General features: G+C 72.4%; 16 protein-coding genes. 7 read left to right on the forward strand and 9 right to left on the reverse strand.

Going from position 1 to position 16,663, the window contains the following annotated elements; all coding sequences use genetic code 11:
- From AB0D67_RS25270 to AB0D67_RS25295, 6 genes are all read left to right on the forward strand, one after another.
- Positions 1–2,139, forward strand: a complete 2,139-nt coding sequence (locus AB0D67_RS25270) for a sensor histidine kinase (RefSeq protein WP_362940524.1) — start codon at positions 1–3, stop codon at positions 2,137–2,139.
- Between the two features lie 156 nt (positions 2,140–2,295).
- Positions 2,296–3,240, forward strand: a complete 945-nt coding sequence (locus AB0D67_RS25275) for a hypothetical protein (RefSeq protein WP_362940527.1) — start codon at positions 2,296–2,298, stop codon at positions 3,238–3,240.
- Between the two features lie 123 nt (positions 3,241–3,363).
- Positions 3,364–5,148: an NAD+ synthase gene (locus AB0D67_RS25280; protein WP_362940530.1), complete on the forward strand. Its 1,785-nt coding sequence runs from the start codon at positions 3,364–3,366 to the stop codon at positions 5,146–5,148.
- Between the two features lie 70 nt (positions 5,149–5,218).
- Complete coding sequence (locus AB0D67_RS25285) at positions 5,219–5,560, forward strand: Scr1 family TA system antitoxin-like transcriptional regulator (RefSeq protein ID WP_362940533.1); 342 nt, start codon at positions 5,219–5,221, stop codon at positions 5,558–5,560.
- The gene (locus tag AB0D67_RS25290; protein ID WP_362940536.1) at positions 5,545–5,769 is read left to right on the forward strand and encodes a DUF397 domain-containing protein; all 225 of its coding nucleotides are present in this window, start codon (positions 5,545–5,547) and stop codon (positions 5,767–5,769) included. The genes AB0D67_RS25285 and AB0D67_RS25290 overlap by 16 nt, the downstream gene beginning before the upstream one ends.
- Before the next feature lie 130 nt (positions 5,770–5,899).
- The gene (locus tag AB0D67_RS25295) at positions 5,900–6,256 is read left to right on the forward strand and encodes an MmcQ/YjbR family DNA-binding protein (protein WP_362940539.1); all 357 of its coding nucleotides are present in this window, start codon (positions 5,900–5,902) and stop codon (positions 6,254–6,256) included.
- A gap of 27 nt (positions 6,257–6,283) precedes the next feature.
- On the opposite strand, the gene AB0D67_RS25300 is transcribed toward AB0D67_RS25295, so the two are convergent.
- From AB0D67_RS25300 to AB0D67_RS25340, 9 genes are all read right to left on the reverse strand, one after another.
- A complete protein-coding gene (locus AB0D67_RS25300) occupies positions 6,284–6,607 on the reverse strand; it encodes a cytotoxic translational repressor of toxin-antitoxin stability system (RefSeq protein ID WP_362940542.1) in 324 nt (107 codons plus the stop codon).
- Between the two features lie 98 nt (positions 6,608–6,705).
- Positions 6,706–7,122: a prevent-host-death protein gene (locus AB0D67_RS25305; protein ID WP_362940545.1), complete on the reverse strand. Its 417-nt coding sequence runs from the start codon at positions 7,120–7,122 to the stop codon at positions 6,706–6,708.
- A gap of 235 nt (positions 7,123–7,357) precedes the next feature.
- Positions 7,358–7,930: a TetR/AcrR family transcriptional regulator gene (locus tag AB0D67_RS25310; RefSeq protein WP_362940650.1), complete on the reverse strand. Its 573-nt coding sequence runs from the start codon at positions 7,928–7,930 to the stop codon at positions 7,358–7,360.
- Positions 7,930–9,411: a hypothetical protein gene (locus AB0D67_RS25315; RefSeq protein WP_362940548.1), complete on the reverse strand. Its 1,482-nt coding sequence runs from the start codon at positions 9,409–9,411 to the stop codon at positions 7,930–7,932. The genes AB0D67_RS25310 and AB0D67_RS25315 overlap by 1 nt, the downstream gene beginning before the upstream one ends.
- The gene (locus AB0D67_RS25320) at positions 9,408–9,809 is read right to left on the reverse strand and encodes a hypothetical protein (RefSeq protein ID WP_362940551.1); all 402 of its coding nucleotides are present in this window, start codon (positions 9,807–9,809) and stop codon (positions 9,408–9,410) included. The genes AB0D67_RS25315 and AB0D67_RS25320 overlap by 4 nt, the downstream gene beginning before the upstream one ends.
- Complete coding sequence (locus AB0D67_RS25325) at positions 9,806–11,803, reverse strand: right-handed parallel beta-helix repeat-containing protein (RefSeq protein WP_362940554.1); 1,998 nt, start codon at positions 11,801–11,803, stop codon at positions 9,806–9,808. The genes AB0D67_RS25320 and AB0D67_RS25325 overlap by 4 nt, the downstream gene beginning before the upstream one ends.
- Positions 11,804–11,872: 69 nt before the next feature.
- Positions 11,873–12,493, reverse strand: a complete 621-nt coding sequence (locus AB0D67_RS25330; RefSeq protein WP_362940557.1) for a TetR/AcrR family transcriptional regulator — start codon at positions 12,491–12,493, stop codon at positions 11,873–11,875.
- A gap of 7 nt (positions 12,494–12,500) precedes the next feature.
- A complete protein-coding gene (locus AB0D67_RS25335) occupies positions 12,501–14,105 on the reverse strand; it encodes an MFS transporter (RefSeq protein ID WP_362940560.1) in 1,605 nt (534 codons plus the stop codon).
- Positions 14,106–14,360: 255 nt separating this feature from the next.
- Positions 14,361–15,566, reverse strand: coding sequence for an MFS transporter (locus AB0D67_RS25340; RefSeq protein ID WP_362940563.1), 1,206 nt, complete (start codon positions 15,564–15,566; stop codon positions 14,361–14,363).
- A gap of 163 nt (positions 15,567–15,729) precedes the next feature.
- Here AB0D67_RS25340 and panB point away from each other — a divergent pair, with 163 nt between their 5' ends.
- Positions 15,730–16,575, forward strand: coding sequence for a 3-methyl-2-oxobutanoate hydroxymethyltransferase (gene panB / locus AB0D67_RS25345; RefSeq protein ID WP_362940566.1), 846 nt, complete (start codon positions 15,730–15,732; stop codon positions 16,573–16,575).
- Positions 16,576–16,663 lie beyond the last annotated feature (88 nt).

Here is a 16,663-nt window from a genome sequence, read left to right on the forward strand (position 1 = left end):
GTGGCCGGGCGCACCCGGCCCGGCGGAGGGCCGGACGACGGCGCCGGCCTGGCGGACGCCTCCGGACCGGCGGCCGGTCCGGCGGGCGGTTCGGGGGCCGGTCCGGGGACCGGGCGGCCCGCCCGGCGGGCGCTGCCCGTCTCCGCCCGGCGGATCGTCGCCGTCGTGTCGGCCGTCGTGTCCGTCACGCTCACCGTCGCCGGATACGTCACCTACCGGCAGCTCCCCCCGGGCTGGGCCGGGGACGTGCCCGCCACCCCGGAGATGTCGGTCGGCGTGACCTTCCCCCTGGTCGGGGCGTTCCTGCTGGCCCACCGCTCCCGCCCGCCCACCGCCTGGCTGATGTGCCTGGGCGGGTTCGGCTGCGCGGTCAGCGCCTTCGCCGGCGCCATGATGCTGCGCTCGGGCGCCGACGGCGCGATGGAGGCCGCCGGGTACTACCGCCACGCCTCCGGGATCGGCTGGATCTTCGGCGGCATCCTGCTGGCCACCGTGCTGCCGCTGTACTCCCCCGACGGGCGGCTGCCCTCGCGGCGCTGGCGCCCGGTGGCGGCGCTGGCGTTCACCGTCATGGCGGCGGAGGCGTTCCGCTCGATCACCCGCCCGACCCCGCCGCTCCGGAACTACCCGCTGCCGAGGATCGTCCCGAACCCGTTCGCCGTCGAGGCGCTGGCGCCCCACCTGGAGTGGATGCTCCTGGCCTCGACCTGGGCGATCAACGTCATGGCCGTCCTGGCCCTGGCCTCCCTGGCCGTCCGGTTCCGGAGCGGCGACCCGGTGCTGCGCCGCCAGATCGCCTGGCCGCTGAGCACGTTCGGCCTGTACGTGGTGGTCCTGCTCGGCGGCCCCTCCTGGTGGCTGCCGGCGACCGTCCTCACCGGGCTGATCCCGGTCTCCATCGCCTTCGCCGTGCTGCGCTACCGGCTCTACGGCATAGAAACCGTCGCGAGCCGCGCCTTCGTGGCCGCCGGGCTGATCGCCGCGGTCAGCGTGGTCTACTTCGGCGCGGGCGCCGTGGCCGGGCTGTTCCTGTCCGACTACGCCCCGGTTGGCGGGGCGATCGCGGCGCTGTTCGCCGGCGCGGTCTTCCACCCGCTCCGCCGCGTGCTGCGGCTGTGGGCCGACCGGCTCCTGTACGGCACGCGCGGCGACCCCCGCGCGCTGACCGCGCGGCTGGCCGCGGAGGCCGCCCAGACGGAGCCGGTGAACGCGCTCGCCGCCATGGCCGCGGTGATCCGTGACGTGCTGAGCGTCACCGGGGTCGCGGTCGAGGTGGACGGCGCGGAGGGCAGACCGGCGGAGATCGGGCTGCTCGGCCCGGCCCCCCGGGCGGTGCCGCTGATCTGGCACGGTGAGCCGGTCGGGCGGCTGCTGCTGGGCTCCCCCGGCCCCCGCCGGTTCGCCGCCGCGCACAACGACCGGCTCATCGCGGCGGCCACGCCGTACGTCGCGGACGTCGTGCACGCCGTACGGATGACCGCCGACCTGCGTCGCTCCCGCGAGCGCATCCTGAGCGCCCGCGAGGAGGAACGCCGCCGCCTGCGCCGCGACCTGCACGACGGGCTCGGGCACGCGCTGACCGACATGGCCATGTCGATCAACATGGCCAGGATCACCCTGCGCACCTCCCCCGACTCGGCCGACCTGCTGCTGGGCGAGCTGCGCGGCGCCATGGACACGGTCAGCCGGGAGGTCAGGGAGCTGGTGTACGGCCTGCGCCCGCCGACCCTGGACGAGCTGGGCCTGGCCGGAGCCGTGCGGGCGCTGGCCGCCGAGGGGGACCCCGAGGTGTCCGTGGAGACGGCGGGCGACCTGTCCGACCTGCCCGCCGCCGCCGAGGTGGCCGCCTACCGGATCGCCCAGGAGGCGCTGACCAACATCCGCAAGCACGCCGGGGCCCGGACCGCGACGGTCTCGCTGGCCCGCGGGGAGTCGCTGACGGTGCGGGTGCGGGACGACGGCAAGGGGCTCCCGGAGACGGCGCGCTCCGGCGTGGGCCTGCTGTCGATGCGCGAGCGCGCCGCCGAGCTGGGCGGGACGTGCGTGGTCGGCGTGGCGGCGGGTGGCGGCACCGTCGTGGAGGCCGTCCTGCCGCTCCCGGCGGGCCGCGAGCCCCCGGCGCCGGCCGGGCGGGCGTGAACCCTCCGCCGGAGCGGGCCTTCCCGGCCGGACGGAGCCTTCGGCGCCCCGGCCTGGCGGGCACGGCCTTTCGGCTCCGCTTCCGGGCGGATGTGAACCTTCCATACCGCTCGGCGCTCTAACAACCAGCAGACGAACCGTTCCAAGGAGATCGTTGTGAAATACCGGACCCTGGTCGCCGGCGCCGCGCTCGTCGTGACCGCCCCCGCTCTCTCCGCGACCGCCCAGGCGTCCGCCGGGACGACCGCGACCACCGCCTCCGCGGCGGGTCCCGCGGCGGCCCCGGCCGCGGCCACCGTACGCGGCGTCTACTTCGACTACAAGGACGGTGGCGTCCGGGTGACGGCCGGGCCCGGCGGGCGGGCGGTGACCATCCCGTCGGGCGACGGTTCCTTCGTCGGCCAGTTCTCCGCGTCGCCGGACGGCGGGCGCGTCGCCTGGATCGACGCCAAGGGCCGGCTGCACGTCAGGTCGGCCGCCGGGGACAAGGTCGTCGCCACCGGCGCGGCCTACGGCGGGCCGTGCATGACGCCCGCCTGGAGCGCCGACGGCAGGCGCATCGCCTTCCCCAGGAGGGGCGACTCGGAGGCCGCGACGGTGGCCGCGGTCGGCGCCTCCGGCGGGCGGGTCACCGTCCTCGGCCGCACCCTCGGCGTCTGCCACCTGGCCTGGTCGGCCGACGGCGGGACGCTCGCCGGCTACGCCGGGGACACCGTCGGCGTCCACCTGCTCGACACCCGCACCCACCGCTCCCGCAAGGCGCCCGGCATCAGGCTCGCCAACCACGTGGGGAGCGTCTCGCCCGACGGGCGGCGGGTCGTGGTGCGGACGATCTCCGCGGACGCCCCGGGCGGCGACGGCTCCTGGCCCGTCTGGTACAGCCCGTCGATCTACGACACGATGACCGGCAAGAAGATCGCCATCCCGGTGAAGGGCAGTGCGCTGAGCGCCCACTACCTGCGCGACGGCCGCCTGGCCGTCCGGGTGAAGGGCGCCTCGGCCAACACGATCGTCGTCCTCGACCGCTCGGGGAAGGAGGTCCGGCGCGTCACCGAGCCCGCCACCGCGCGGAGGCTCGGCCTGCTCGGCGTCACCGGCTGACGGGTACGGGCCGCCCCCTTCCCCGGGCGGCCCGCCCCCTTCCCCTGACGGCCCGGGCGCCCCATCGCCTTCCCCGGACGGCCCGTCACCATCTCCCGCGAGGCCCGGGAATAGGGTGGGGACGTGGCTCAACTCCGTATCGCCCTCGCCCAGACCGACCCCGTCGTCGGCGACCTCGCCGGCAACGCGGACAGGCTCGTCGAGTGGACGAGGCGCGCCGCCGACCGGGGCGCGCACCTGGTGGTCTTCACCGAGATGTTCCTGACCGGCTACCCGGCCGAGGACCTCGTGCTGCGCAGCTCGTTCGTGGAGGCGTCGATCGCCGCGGTCGAGGACGCCGCCCGGCGGCTGGCCGACGAGGGCCTCGGCGAGATCCCGGTGGTCGTGGGCTACGTCGACCGGGCCGACCTGGCGCCCCGGATCGGACAGCCCAAGGGCGCCCCGCTGGACGCCGCCGCGCTGCTGCACCGCGGCCGGGTCGTCACCAGGACCGCCAAGCACCACCTGCCGAACTACGGTGTCTTCGACGAGTACCGCTACTTCGTGCGGGGCGACCGCCTGCCGATCTTCCGCCTGCACGGGGTGGACGTGGCGATCGCCGTCTGCGAGGACCTCTGGCAGGACGGCGGGCCCGTCTCGGTCGTGGCCGAGGCCGGAGCCGGGCTGCTGGTGGTGCCGAACGCCTCGCCGTACGAGAAGGAGAAGGACGACGTCCGGCTGGAGCTGGTCGCGAGGCGGGCGCGGGAGGCGGGCTGCGCCCTCGCCTACGCCAACCAGGTCGGCGGGCAGGACGAGCTGGTCTTCGACGGCGACTCGATCATCGTCTCGGCCTCCGGCGAGCTCGTCGCGCGGGCCGCGCAGTTCTCCGAGGAGCTCCTGATCACCGACCTGGAACTGCCGGAGGCCCGGTACGGCGGGCTGGGGACGTTCCAGGTGGACGCCCACGACGGCACGGTGATCACGGTGGAGCGGGTGGAGCTGGCCGCGTTCCCCGTCGAGCCCTACGCGCCGCAGCCCCCCTCCGTGGCGCCGCGCCTGGACGACCTCGCCGAGATCTACTCGGCCCTTGTGCTGGGGCTTCGCGACTACGTCGCCAAGAACGGCTTCCGGTCGGTCATCCTGGGCCTGTCCGGCGGGATCGACTCGGCGCTGACCGCCACGATCGCCTCCGACGCCGTCGGCCCCGACCGGGTCCACGCGATCATGCTGCCCTCGCGCTACTCCTCCGAGCACTCGCTGAGCGACGCCCGGGAGCTGGTGGACCGGCAGGGGATCAACGCCCGGGAGGTGCCGATCGCCGACATCGTCGAGGCGTTCGAGAAGGAGATCGAGCTGTCCGGCCTGGCCTCGGAGAACCTCCAGGCCCGGGTGCGCGGCATGATCCTGATGGGCCTGTCCAACGAGCACGGCCACCTGGTGCTCACCACCGGCAACAAGAGCGAGCTGGCGGTCGGCTACTCCACCCTCTACGGCGACTCCGCCGGCGGCTTCGCTCCCATCAAGGACGTGCTCAAGACCCAGGTCTGGGAGCTGTCCCGCTGGCGCAACGCCCAGGCGGGCACCTCCGGCGACTTCCTGTACGGCTTCGACCGGCCGCCGATCCCGGAGAACTCCATCTCCAAGGAGCCGAGCGCCGAACTGCGGCCCGGCCAGCGCGACACCGACTCCCTGCCGCCGTACGACGTGCTCGACCGGCTGCTCGGCGACTACGTCGAGAACGACATGGGCTCGGCCCAGCTCGTCGCGGTCGGCCACGACCCGGAGCTGGTGGCCAGGGTCATCCACCTGGTGGACGTCGCCGAGTACAAGCGCCGCCAGTACCCGCCGGGTCCGAAGATCACCCCGAAGAACTTCGGCCGCGACCGCCGCCTCCCCATCACCAACGCCTGGCGCGAACAGGCCCGCTGACCGGAAGCCCGGCGGCGGGCGGGTGGCCGGGGTAACGGGTGGACGTCTGGCCGTGTGGGTGGCCGGCCGCATGGGCGCCCCGCCATGTGGGTGGACGACCGGGCGCGACCAGCTCGCGGCGCTGCTCGCCGTGGCCGAGCGCAAGCACGTCTCCATCCAGGTCGTGCCGGAGGGCGCGGGCGCGACCGGAGGCGCGATCGCCGGTATGGAGGGAGGTTTCTTCATTGCGGGGGTCGAAGGAAGCCTGGATAGTGTTTTCGTGGAGTCCGCCGCCGTGGGACATGTGACGGACCACCCGCGTGACGTGGCGGTGATCTGCAAGAGATACGAGGCAATCCGCTCGGTGGCCCTGCCCGCGCAGGCCAGCGCCGACCTGATCGCGAAGGTGATGACGAAGTGGCAGCAGACCTGACCGGCGCCGCCTGGCGCAAGTCCTCCCTCAGCGGCTCCAGCGGTGGGAACTGCGTGGAGGTGACCGTCGTGGACACCCCCGAGTCCGGTGCCGGTCCCCTCCACGTCGTCCGTGACTCCAAGGGCCCCGACGGCCCCAAGCTCTTCCTCACCCGGGCCGGCTGGGACGCCTTCGTCGGCGGCGTCAAACTCGGCGAGCTCGACCTCTGACCCTTGGTCGGTCATCAGCGCTCCACCGCGCGCCTCCCCGACCGGTCTCGCCGGAGGGAAGCGGCACGTGCCCTTCTGAGACGAAGTACCGGAAGCCGCGCCCTCTCCCCCGGTGAAGTACCGTCCGATCATGGATGACGATCCGCTGGAGTCCCTGCGCCGGCTCTGCCTGGCGCTGCCCGAGACCACCGAACGGCTCAGCCACGGCGAGCCGACCTGGTTCATCCGGGACAAGAAGACGTTCGTGATGTACGCCGACCACCACCACGGCGATCGGCTCGCCTTCTGGTGCGCCGCCCCTCCCGGCATGCAGGAGGTCCTGATCACGCAGGACCCCGGGCGCTTCTTCCGCCCGCCGTACGTCGGCCACCGGGGCTGGCTCGGCGTCTATCTCGACGTCCCGCAGGACTGGGCGGAGATCGCCGAGATCATCATCGACGCTTACCGGATCGTCGCCCCCAAGCGCCTGACTGCTCTCCTGGAGTGAGCGTGGAGATGGCTCAGTACCTAAATGTCACGTTCCATCGGCCCAGAAGGTGTGCAGCCTGGCGATGGCCTCTTCCCTGGTCATCTTCATGATCTCCGCCTCGGTAAGACCGACCCGCGCGATCAGCAAGTGGACGAGATCGGCGGGAAGCGTCTCCGCCGGTGCGGCAGGTATACCGCGGTCCGGACTCTCCCCTTCCCTGACGCATCTCCAGAACTCCTCCTCGGAAACGTTGAGCTGGTCACGAAGGATGTGTGCCCAGAGGTTGCGGCCATAGGAAGTGCGATCAGGCGGATGAGAGATCCTGGTCCGCAGGATCCGGCCGTCCGGAAGGCGAAGTTCATAGGTCACGTGGTGGGTTCCCGAACGGCCCCGCGCGTCACGGACACTGGTCCATCCCTCTGCCAGACAGAACTTCTCGTGATCTTCCCTGGTAGCCGAAGGCCAGATCACGCCGCCTGCCCTGTCAGCCAGCGACGGAGTTCATCGTCATCGCTAAGGGCGATCAACTGGACCAGTCCCCAGTTGTCCCGGTGATTGGGCGCATCAAGAAGATGATCTTGCCAGTCTTCGGCGTACTCGCGGAGAGCATCGATCATCTCGTTGATCGCCGTATTGAAGTCAGCGCCATCCGCCGCCACCGGAAGTCCGGGAATGAAAACAGACCAACCATCATCTTCGGACACCACCTCAGCACGGGACGGGGTCACCGTGGCCAGGAAATTCCGCAGACGCTCTGCATCCACAACGGCAGCTCTGACCGCGTCCCGACGGAGGGTGGCGGTCTGCCCACGCTCGGCCGCATCCAGAAGATCCTTCAGATGAGCGCGCGCCTCGGTATAGGTGTCGTAGTGCAGGGTCGTCATTGAACCTCCCATCCGATCCTCCCTTGGAATATCAAGTACGTCAAGTACGTCAAGTACGTCAAGTACTTATGTTCTCTCTAGGCGCTTCGCGGGATATCCCATCAAGTGCGCCCGGCCTCACGGTGATCGCACATCCACGTCTTGTGAAGCACCTCAGGAGCACTATGCATCGCCTGGTTCACCACGTCTCGAGTTCACCGGAGAAGACGAGACTGCCGTTCTCCGGCGGGCTCCGTCAGTGAGGCAGGGCGCGTTCCAGGTAGGCGCGGAGGAGGAGCTTGGTCTCGGCGATGTAGGAGGGGTCTCCGCCGGGGGACTCGCGGAAGGCGAGCTTGAGGAGCGCGTCGGCGGCCTCGACGGCGATGAGGAGGGTGCGGTTCAGGTCGCCCGCGCCGGGGAGGGACCGGCCGGCGAGGTAGCCGGCGAGGGACTCGGCCACCGCGCGGTTCTCGCCGAAGTCGATGACCGCGAAGCCCGGGACCGTGCGCTTCATCTCGACGTACTCGTCCACTACCAGGTCCACCATGTCGAGCCGGTCCACCGTCCCCGTGAGCCGCCGCTCGATCCGGGCCAGGAAACGTTCCAGGTTGCGCCGGGCCAGGGCGTCGGCCAGGCCGCGCTTGTCGCGGAAGAAGCGGTAGATCGAGCCGATCGGCACCTCGGCGCGGGCCGCCACCGCCCGGGTGCTCAGCGCGTCGTAGCCGCCCTCGTCGAGCAGGGCCGCCGCCGCGTCGAGCATCTGGTTCACCCGCTCCACACTGCGCTGCTGGACCGGGTTTCTGCGTACGGAGGATCCCACGGCGTCCATCATGCCGCGAACAGCAGGATGAGCCCCCCGACGGTGTAGCAGACCATCAGGACCAGCAGCGGTATCTGCCCGGCGACCGCTCTGTCCGGGGGGAAGAGCCGTACGGAGCGGTCGTGGGCGGTGACCACGCCGAGTACGTGGCCGATCACGATGGCCAGTACCTGGACGGAGGCGATCGCGCCGGGACCCACCACGTCCGGATCCACGGTCCGGTCCAGGCCGAACGAGAGGATGACCGCCCGCTGGCCCTCGATGACGAGGAGCGAGAAGTAGTGGGCGATCAGGTAGCCGACGGCGACGGGTACCAGCGAGTGGGCGAACATACGGGCCATGCCGCGCCCCCCGGTCACCCCGACTCCCCCGGCCGCATCCTCTCCTCCGGTCGCTCCGTTCCTGCCGGTCGCTCCGTCCCCGCCGCCCGCCGCGTCTCCCGCTCCTCCGGACGGCACGGGTACGGCGGCTCCGTTCCTGACCCGTCCGGCCCGCCCGATCAGGCCGGCCGCGGCGGTGCAGGCCCGGTAGAGGGCCGCCACGAGGCCGATCGCGGTGAGCAGGCCGAGCGTCCCGGTGACCGTACGGCCCAGCGGCCCGGTCTGCAGGAGGTTCACCCACCACGGGGAGTCGGAGAATCCGTCGTATCCGGTGGTGCCGAGCAGCACGCACACGACGGCGACCAGTCCCGGGGCCGGGCGCAGGCCGTCGAGCCCGTCGAGGGGGTTGCGCAGGACCAGCCTGCCGTCGTCCCTGCGGCCCAGGGGTGACAGGCGGCCGATCAGGGCGGAGTAGACCTCGAAGGCGTCGGCCCGGTCGAACCACCGTGTCCCGTACCGGAAGGCCGCGGCCAGGTGGGCGGCGCCGTACAGGGTGAGGAAGACGGCCGGCGTGGCCGGTGCGGCGGGGGCGGGCGAGACCAGTTCCATCCAGGCGAAGGCGGTCAGGCCGAGCGCGGCGGGCCGGTAGCCGAACGGCGCGGGCCCCCTGTCCCTGCCGCCGAGCAGCAGGTGGATCGTGCGCAGTGGGTTGAGGAGCCGCCAGACGGGGCCGAGCAGCAGCGACGCCGGGATCAGTCCCGTCCAGAGGACGACGTAGACCAGGTGGGCGGCCGGGTTCCGGCCGGGGTCGCCGGGTCCGAGGAGCATCCAGGCCGCGGTGAAGGCGGCCCCCGCCAGCCCGATGATCCGCAGCGCCCATCGGGTCCGGGCCCCCTCGGGGAGCCGTACCGGCCGCCCGGCCGTCCCGCCGCGGAAGCGGGAGTCGGCCCAGAGCAGGGCGAGCCCGAGGAACGACACGAATAATGCCGCGAACGCCCCGGCGAAGGCGTAGAACAGCGGGATCGGCAGGTCGTGCCGGCTTCCCACGCCGTGGGCGAGGATCCCGGCGGCAGCGTGGCGGGCCGGCGGCAGGGCCACGGCATGGGCGAGGACCCCGTCGGCATGGTTGATCGGCGGCCCGGCCGTGACGTGGGCGAGGATCCCCGTCATCGGATGACGAGCTGGGTCAGGACGAGGCCGGACTCGTGGGTCTCGACCTCGAACAGCCCGATGCGGTCGGCGACGACGTCGAGGGTGACGGGCCGGCCCGGCTCCAGGCGGCGGGTGAGGTCGAAGCCGTGGACGTGGAGCTCGTCGGCGACGTCGGAGGTGACGACCAGGCGGATCGCCTGGCCCCTGGCGGCCTCGACGCGGCCCGGCGGCGGGGTCACCCGGCCGCCGGCGACCCTGATCTCGACGGTCGGCCCCTCGGGGGCGCCGTAGGCGTCGTACGGCGGGGGCGCGGTGGCCACGCTGTGGTCGGTGCCGGGGTTGTGGTGGCCGGTGGAGACGTTGCAGGCGGCCAGCAGCAGGCAGGCGCCCACGGCCGCCGCCGCCCACCGCCTCACGCGGGCGCCTCTCCGGCGGGGATCGCCGTACGGCCCGGTCTGCGTGCGAGCAGGACGACGGCCCAGAGGATCCAGACCCCGCACAGCAGTCCGCGGATCCAGCCGGGGCCGACCGGCAGGAGCGGGATCATCATGACCGCCTTGTCGAAGGCGTCCGCCAGGGCGAGGACTCCGAGCACGACCGTGAACCGGCCGAACCCCCGGCTGCCGGTCCACAGCAGGCCCGCACCCGTCCACCACGCTCCCATCAGCGCCAGGGCGGCGGCGGGCAGGAGGGTGTATCCGTAGGCCGCGCCGAGGACGTCCAGGGTCAGGCCCGCGATCCCGGCGACCGTGACGGCCAGGCCGGCCCGGGAGCGCAGCGCGCGGCGCCGGAGCAGGACTGCGACCAGGCCGAGCGCGAGGGAGCCGGCGAGGGCGAGCTGCACCTCGACCCTGGCCGGGCCCGCCGCGCCGTACCACTCGCAGCCCGCCGGGAGCCGCCGCTCGCGGATGCTGTAGTCGTTGCACAGGTAGCTCTTGGCGACCTTGACCGGTTCGCCGAGGATCCGGGACGGCCCGGCGGAGCCGCAGGCGGGCAGTGCCCACGGGGTGGAGGGGCCGGCGTCGTCCTGCCAGCAGTTGCCGGTCCCCTGCCCGTCCCACGAGACGCCGGCTCCGTTGGGGCGGCTCGCGCCTTCGGGGGTGACGCCGAGGTGGTTGTCCTCGTAGAGGTTGTGGTGGGAGGTGTCGAACTGCTTGCCCAGGGCGCCTTCCCCGCGGATGAAGGCGGGCACCGCGAGGAGGTCGAAGGCCGCGGACTCGTGGCCCCAGATCCAGTTGTCGCGGAAGACGTTCCAGTTGCCGCCCGCGGTGATGATCCCGGTGCCCCGGGGCATGCCGATCTGCGGGCAGACGACGCCCCGCTCGTAGCCGCGTTCGGCCGCGGGCCTGGCGCAGGTGCCGTCGGCGACGTACCGGTAGTAGTCCCGGTTGTTGTCGTGGATCCGGTTGCGCTCGAAGCGGGCGTGGTTCTGCGGCAGGCCCGGGTGCCCGGCGAACGCGCTGTCCATCGAGGCGCCGCCCATGTTGTCGTAGAACTCGTTGTCGTGGACGTACACCGAGTCGCCCGCGGTTCCTGAGTAGCCGACCATGTTGTCGTGGCTCCTGCAGCGCCGGATCTCGATGGAGTGGCGCGGCACGTCGTGGCCCCGGCCGTCGTTGATGTCCGAGGCGCTGCCCGGGTAGAGCCCGGAGTCGCCGTTGCCGTGCGACTCGCAGTCGGTGTAGAGGCCGTGGTCGCTGGCGAAGGTCAGGAAGCCGTACTCGTCGTTCCAGCGGGTGAGCATCGTGTCGATGACGAAGCCGTCGGCGGCCAGGATGTAGATCGAGTTGAACGTGGTCCGCTGGGCGGTGAAGTTGCGGAAGTAGATCCCGTTGGCCGTGTCGGCGCGGATCGCGTTGAGCTTCCGGTACTGGGCGTCGATGATCACATCCGTCGGCTTCGCGCCGGTGCCCTCGATCTGCAGGTCCTTGATCCCGAGGATGGCGACCAGGTTCTGGTTGTGCGGGCACTGCCGCTGCTGCTCGTAGGAGAGGATCTGGTAGCCCCAGGCCGACCAGCGGGCGGGCAGGCGGGCGCAGGCGCCGGTGGGTTCCGGCAGGCTGGGCTCCTCCAGGTAGACGCCGGGCAGGATCGCGATGTCCGTCCCGGGCCGGTCGACCTTGTCCACCGCCTCCTGAAGGTGGCGGTACCCCTGCTTCTGGCAGCGGTCGAACAGTTCCAGGTTGCGCCGCCTGAGGTCGGCCGGGAAGTCCGCGATCCGCCTCTCGAAGTCGGCGCGGTCGCTCTTGCAGACCAACAGGTCGGGTTCCCCGGTACGGTGCACCGGGACGCTGCCCGTGCCGTCGGGGAGCTTCACGGGGCGTTCCTCGTGGGCGAGGGCCGCGGAGGCGGGAAGCAACAGGACGAGGGCCAGCGCGACGATGGTCGCGGCCCCGCGTAACGGACGCATGGCCGCGAGAGTAGAACAATGTTCATCTTTTGCCCAGACCCGTTTTCCGGCCCCTGTCCGGGGCCGGGCTCAGGCGGCGGGGGCCAGACCGGCCAGGTGCTGGTCGACGATCCGCTCGGCGATGCCGGTCGCCGGCTCCTCGGGCCCGCCGGACCTCGCGTCCCGCATGTACCACATGGCGGTGCCGATCAGCGCCGCCATCGCGACGGGCAGGTCGAGGTCGGCGCGGATCTCGCCGGTGGCCATGCCCCGTCGCAGCACGCCGGCCAGCACCTCCCGGCGCGGCTCGATCGTGGCCTTGCGGATCCGCTCGACGAGACGCGGGTGCCGCTCGGCGTCGTTCATCACGATGCTCATCACGCACCGGCTGCGCGCGTCGCACGCGTCGCGCACGACGACCTCCAGGTAGGCGACGAGGTCCTCGCGGACCGAGTCGCCCCGCAGCTCCGGCAGCGGCGACTTGAGCCGGGCCAGGGCGTCGACGCACAGGTCTTCCTTGTTGGCCCAGCGCCGGTAGATGGTGGTCTTGCCGACCCCGGCCCGGGCGGCGATCGCCTCGATCGACAGCTCGGCGATGTTCATGCCCTCGCCGATCAGGCCGAGGGTGGCGTCGATGATCGCCTGCTCCGCCCGGGCGCTGCGGGGACGGCCCGCCGGGCGGGCCGCTCGCGTCTCGTCAGTCGTGCTCATCGCACGTCTACACTACTGCCGGTTTCCTGCCGAGATCCCCCTCCCCGATTGCGGAGTCGGGGACGGCGGAGGGAGCGGAGGGAGCGGGGGAGGCGGTCGCGCCGCCGTCGCCGGACGGCAGCCACCTGAGCGCCACCAGTGCGCCGATCAGCGCGATCGCCGCCGAGACCAGCGCGGTGACGTGCATGCCGTCCAGGAAGGCCGCCTTGGCGGGGTCCACCAGGGCCGCGCCTCGCGCGCCGAGGCTCTGGGCCGTGCCCATCGTGGCCGTCAGCGACTCGCCCGCGACCTCCCGGAGCCTCTCGGGCAGCCCGGCCAGCGCGGGGGCGATCTCGTCGCGGTAGGTCGCCGACAGCACCGAGCCGAGCAGCGCCACGCCGAGCGCGCCCGCGACCTGCCGGACGGTGTTGCTCATGGCCGAGCCGACGCCGGCCTTCTCCCGGGGCAGAGCCTCCATGATCGCGGTGGTCGCCGGCGGCATGATGTTGGCCATGGCCGCGCCCTGGACGAAGAAGATGATCTCGATGACCACGAGCGGCGTGTTCTGGTCCATCAGCGCGTAGGAGGCCAGCACGCCGGCCACGACGAGCATGCTCAGGGTGGCGGTCGGCTTGCCGCCGAAGCGGCGGACCATCCGCTGGCTGAGCGGGGCGAAGATGAGCTGGGCGGCGGCGAACGGGATCATCAGCGCGCCCGCCTGCAGCGGGGTGTGGCCGAGGACGATCTGCAGGTAGAAGACCAGGAAGAACATCGCGCCCATCATCGCGAAGAACACGATGCCGACCAGGCCGACGGCGGTGGCGAAGCGGGCGTCGCGGAAGTAGGTGACGTCGAAGGCCGGGTGGTCGATGCGGCGCTCGTACCAGACGAAGAGCGCCAGTACGGCCACGCCGAGGAGCGTCGGGACGAGCACCTCGGCGCTGGCGACGGTGGCCAGCTCGCCGCCCCGGATGATGCCGTAGGTGAGGACGACCAGGCCGACGACGGACAGCAGGACGCCGATGGGGTCGAGCCTGGACGGCCTGGGGTCACGCGACTCGGGCACGACCAGGGCGATGAGCACCATGGCGATCAGGACGATCGGCAGGTTGACCAGGAAGACCGAGCCCCACCAGAAGTGCTCGATCAGCAGGCCGCCGGTGATCGGGCCGATCGCCACGGCGAGGCCGACGCCGCCGGCCCAGACGCCGATCGCCTTGCCGCGCTCCTGCGGCGGGAAGACGTTGGAGATGATGGCGAGGGTCGCCGGCATGATCGCGGCGCCGCCGATCCCCATGAACGCCCGCGCCACGATGAGCTGGCCCGGGTCCTGGGAGTAGGCGCTGGCCAGCGAGGCGAGGCCGAAGAGGGCCATGCCGATCATCAGCATGCGCCGGCGGCCGGTGCGGTCGCCGATGACCCCGAAGGTGAACAGCAGGCCCGCGAAGACGAGCGTGTAGGAGTTGATCGCCCATTCCATCTGGCTCTGGGTCGCGCCGAGACCCTCCACCGGGTCGGCGATCGTCTTGAGGGCGACGTTGAGGATCGTGTTGTCGAGGACGACGGCCAGGAGGCTGAAGACCAGCACTCCCAGGACCTGCCATCGTCTCGGGTGGCCGAGCTGCGGTTCCATGAGACCCCGTTTTCGATACGCTTGAGTTTCGCAACGCGACCGTATCGCTCGGCGTTCCGATACGCAACCGTTTCGTTTCGTATTTACCGGATGTCAATCCACCGGAAACATCCCGGCCCGGAGCCGGGCCTGACTCCAGACCGGAGCCGGGCCGGAACCAGGGCCGCCCGGAAGGACCCGCCCGCCGGGCCGGGACCGCCGCCCCGGCCCGATCCCGGACCGCCCCGCACGTCGCCGTCCCGGGACGGCGACGCGTCACACGGCGGCCGCCACCGGCCGCTCCTCCAGGACCGCCTCGTCCGGCGTCCGCCGCCAGAAGGGCAGCGCGACCAGCACCATCCCCGCCGCCACCAGCCCGGCGGCGGCGAAGGCCCAGCCCGGCCCGCCGTGGTCGATGACCGCCCCGGCGATCGGGGACGAGGCGGCGCCGCCGATCAGCAGCGCCGTGCCGTGCAGGCCCATCGCCTCCCCCCGGGCGGCGGCCGGGACCCGGCGGCTGAGGCCCTCCACCGTGGACGACAGCCCCGGCGCGCACAGCAGGCCGGACGGCAGCAGCGCCAGCAGCAGCCACCACCAGTCGCCGCCCACCAGTCCCACCGGCACGGTGAGCAGGCCCATCCCGCCGATCAGGACCAGCGGCGAGGCCCCCCGGGGCAGCATGCCGTACACGAAGCCTCCGACCAGCGAGTACAGGCACCACACCCCGATGGCCAGGCCGCTCCACGCGGTGTCGCCGGCGTGCTTCATCGTCGCCACGAGGGCCAGCTCGCTGGCGGTCAGCACGAACGTCGCCGCCGCGGCGGTGCCGAGCAGCGCGACGACGCCGGGGGTCAGCCAGCGGCGGCGCGGGACCCGCTCCGCCGGGGCCGAGAGCTCCTCGACCGAGCGGGTCGGCGGGTTCAGCAGGATCAGGGCCGCGCCGGAGCCGGTCAGGCCGATCGCGACGGCGCACATCGTCCACGCGCTGCCCAGCTGCGTGACGCCGAGGACGCCGAGGGCGGGCCCGGCCATGTAGGAGAGCTCGACCATGATCGAGTCGAGGGAGAAGCCGATCCGGCGCTGGTGGGGCGGGACCATGGCCGCCAGGCACTGCCGGATCACGCTGAACACCGGCAGGGCCAGCAGCCCGGCCACCACCGAGGCGACGACCAGCACCGGGTACGGCAGCGCCCACGCCGACGACCAGAAGGCCAGCTGGGCGAAGGTGGTCACCACCAGCACCGGGCGCAGGCCGTACCGGTCGACGAACCGCCCGGCCAGCGGCGACCCGACCGCCATCCCCACCGTCGTGGCGGCGCCGGCCCCGCCCGCCTCCAGCCATCCCAGGCCGAGGGTGTTGTTGATGTGCAACGTCAGCGTGATGCCCGTCGCGGTGGACGGGATGCGGGCGATCATGCCCACCAGCAGCAGCGTTCGGACACCGGGAAGCGCGAACAGGCGACGGTAAGGTTCGATGACCATTTTTATTGCTTACCTCCGGGTGCATTCTGTCCTATGCCCCCGACAGAACCGCCACCGGATTACCCGGCGGGGCGGGGGTGTTGCACCCTCCGGAGCGCGTGCAATCATCGAAGACGTCCGGGGACGCCACTGGGGCGCCTCGAGACTTCACAGGGAGGCTCCCATGTCCTCTTCCGTCACGAGCCGACCGACCGCCCTGTACGGCGGCCAGGCGGGACGAAGGGTCACCGTCCGCGACGTCGCCGCCGCCAAGGAGCGCGGCGAGAGGTGGCCGATGGTCACCGCGTACGACGCGATGACCGCGAAGGTGTTCGACGAGGCCGGGATCCCGGTGCTGCTCGTCGGCGACTCGGCCGCCATGGTCGTGTACGGCTACGACTCCACGCTGCCGGTCACCGTGGACGACCTGCTGCCGCTGACCGCGGCCGTGGTGCGCGGGTCGTCGCGGGCCATGGTGGTGGCGGACCTGCCGTTCGGCTCCTACCAGGCGTCCCCCCAGCAGGCGCTGGAGACGGCCGCCCGCTTCATGAAGGAGGGCGGGGCCCACGCGGTCAAGCTGGAGGGCGGCCGGCGGGTGCTGCCGCAGGTCGAGATGCTGGTCTCGGCGGGCATCCCGGTCATGGCGCACCTCGGCCTGACCCCCCAGTCGGTCAACACCTTCGGCGGCTACCGCGTCCAGGGCCGCGGCCAGGCCGGCGACGAGCTGATGTCCGACGCCAAGGACCTGGAGTACGCCGGGGCCTTCGCCGTGGTCCTGGAGTGCGTCCCGGCCGAGCTCGCCGAGCGGGTCACCCGGTCGCTGTCGATCCCCACCATCGGCATCGGCGCCGGTCCCTCCACCGACGCCCAGGTCCTCGTCTGGCAGGACCTGATGGGCCTGACCCCCCGCCCCGCCAAGTTCGTCAAGAAGTACTTCGATCTCGCCGGGGAGATGGACCGGGCGGTCCGCGCCTTCGCCGACGAGGTGACCGGCGGGGCGTTCCCCACCGCCGAGCACACCTACCGCTGACGCGCCCGGCGCCCCGGCGCACCCGTCTTCCCGGGTGCGCCGGGGCGTCACCGCGTCCGGGCCGGGATGCCGGGCGCGTCCGCGTCCG

Source organism: Streptosporangium sp. NPDC048047, from assembly GCF_040653115.1.
GTDB lineage: Bacteria > Actinomycetota > Actinomycetes > Streptosporangiales > Streptosporangiaceae > Streptosporangium.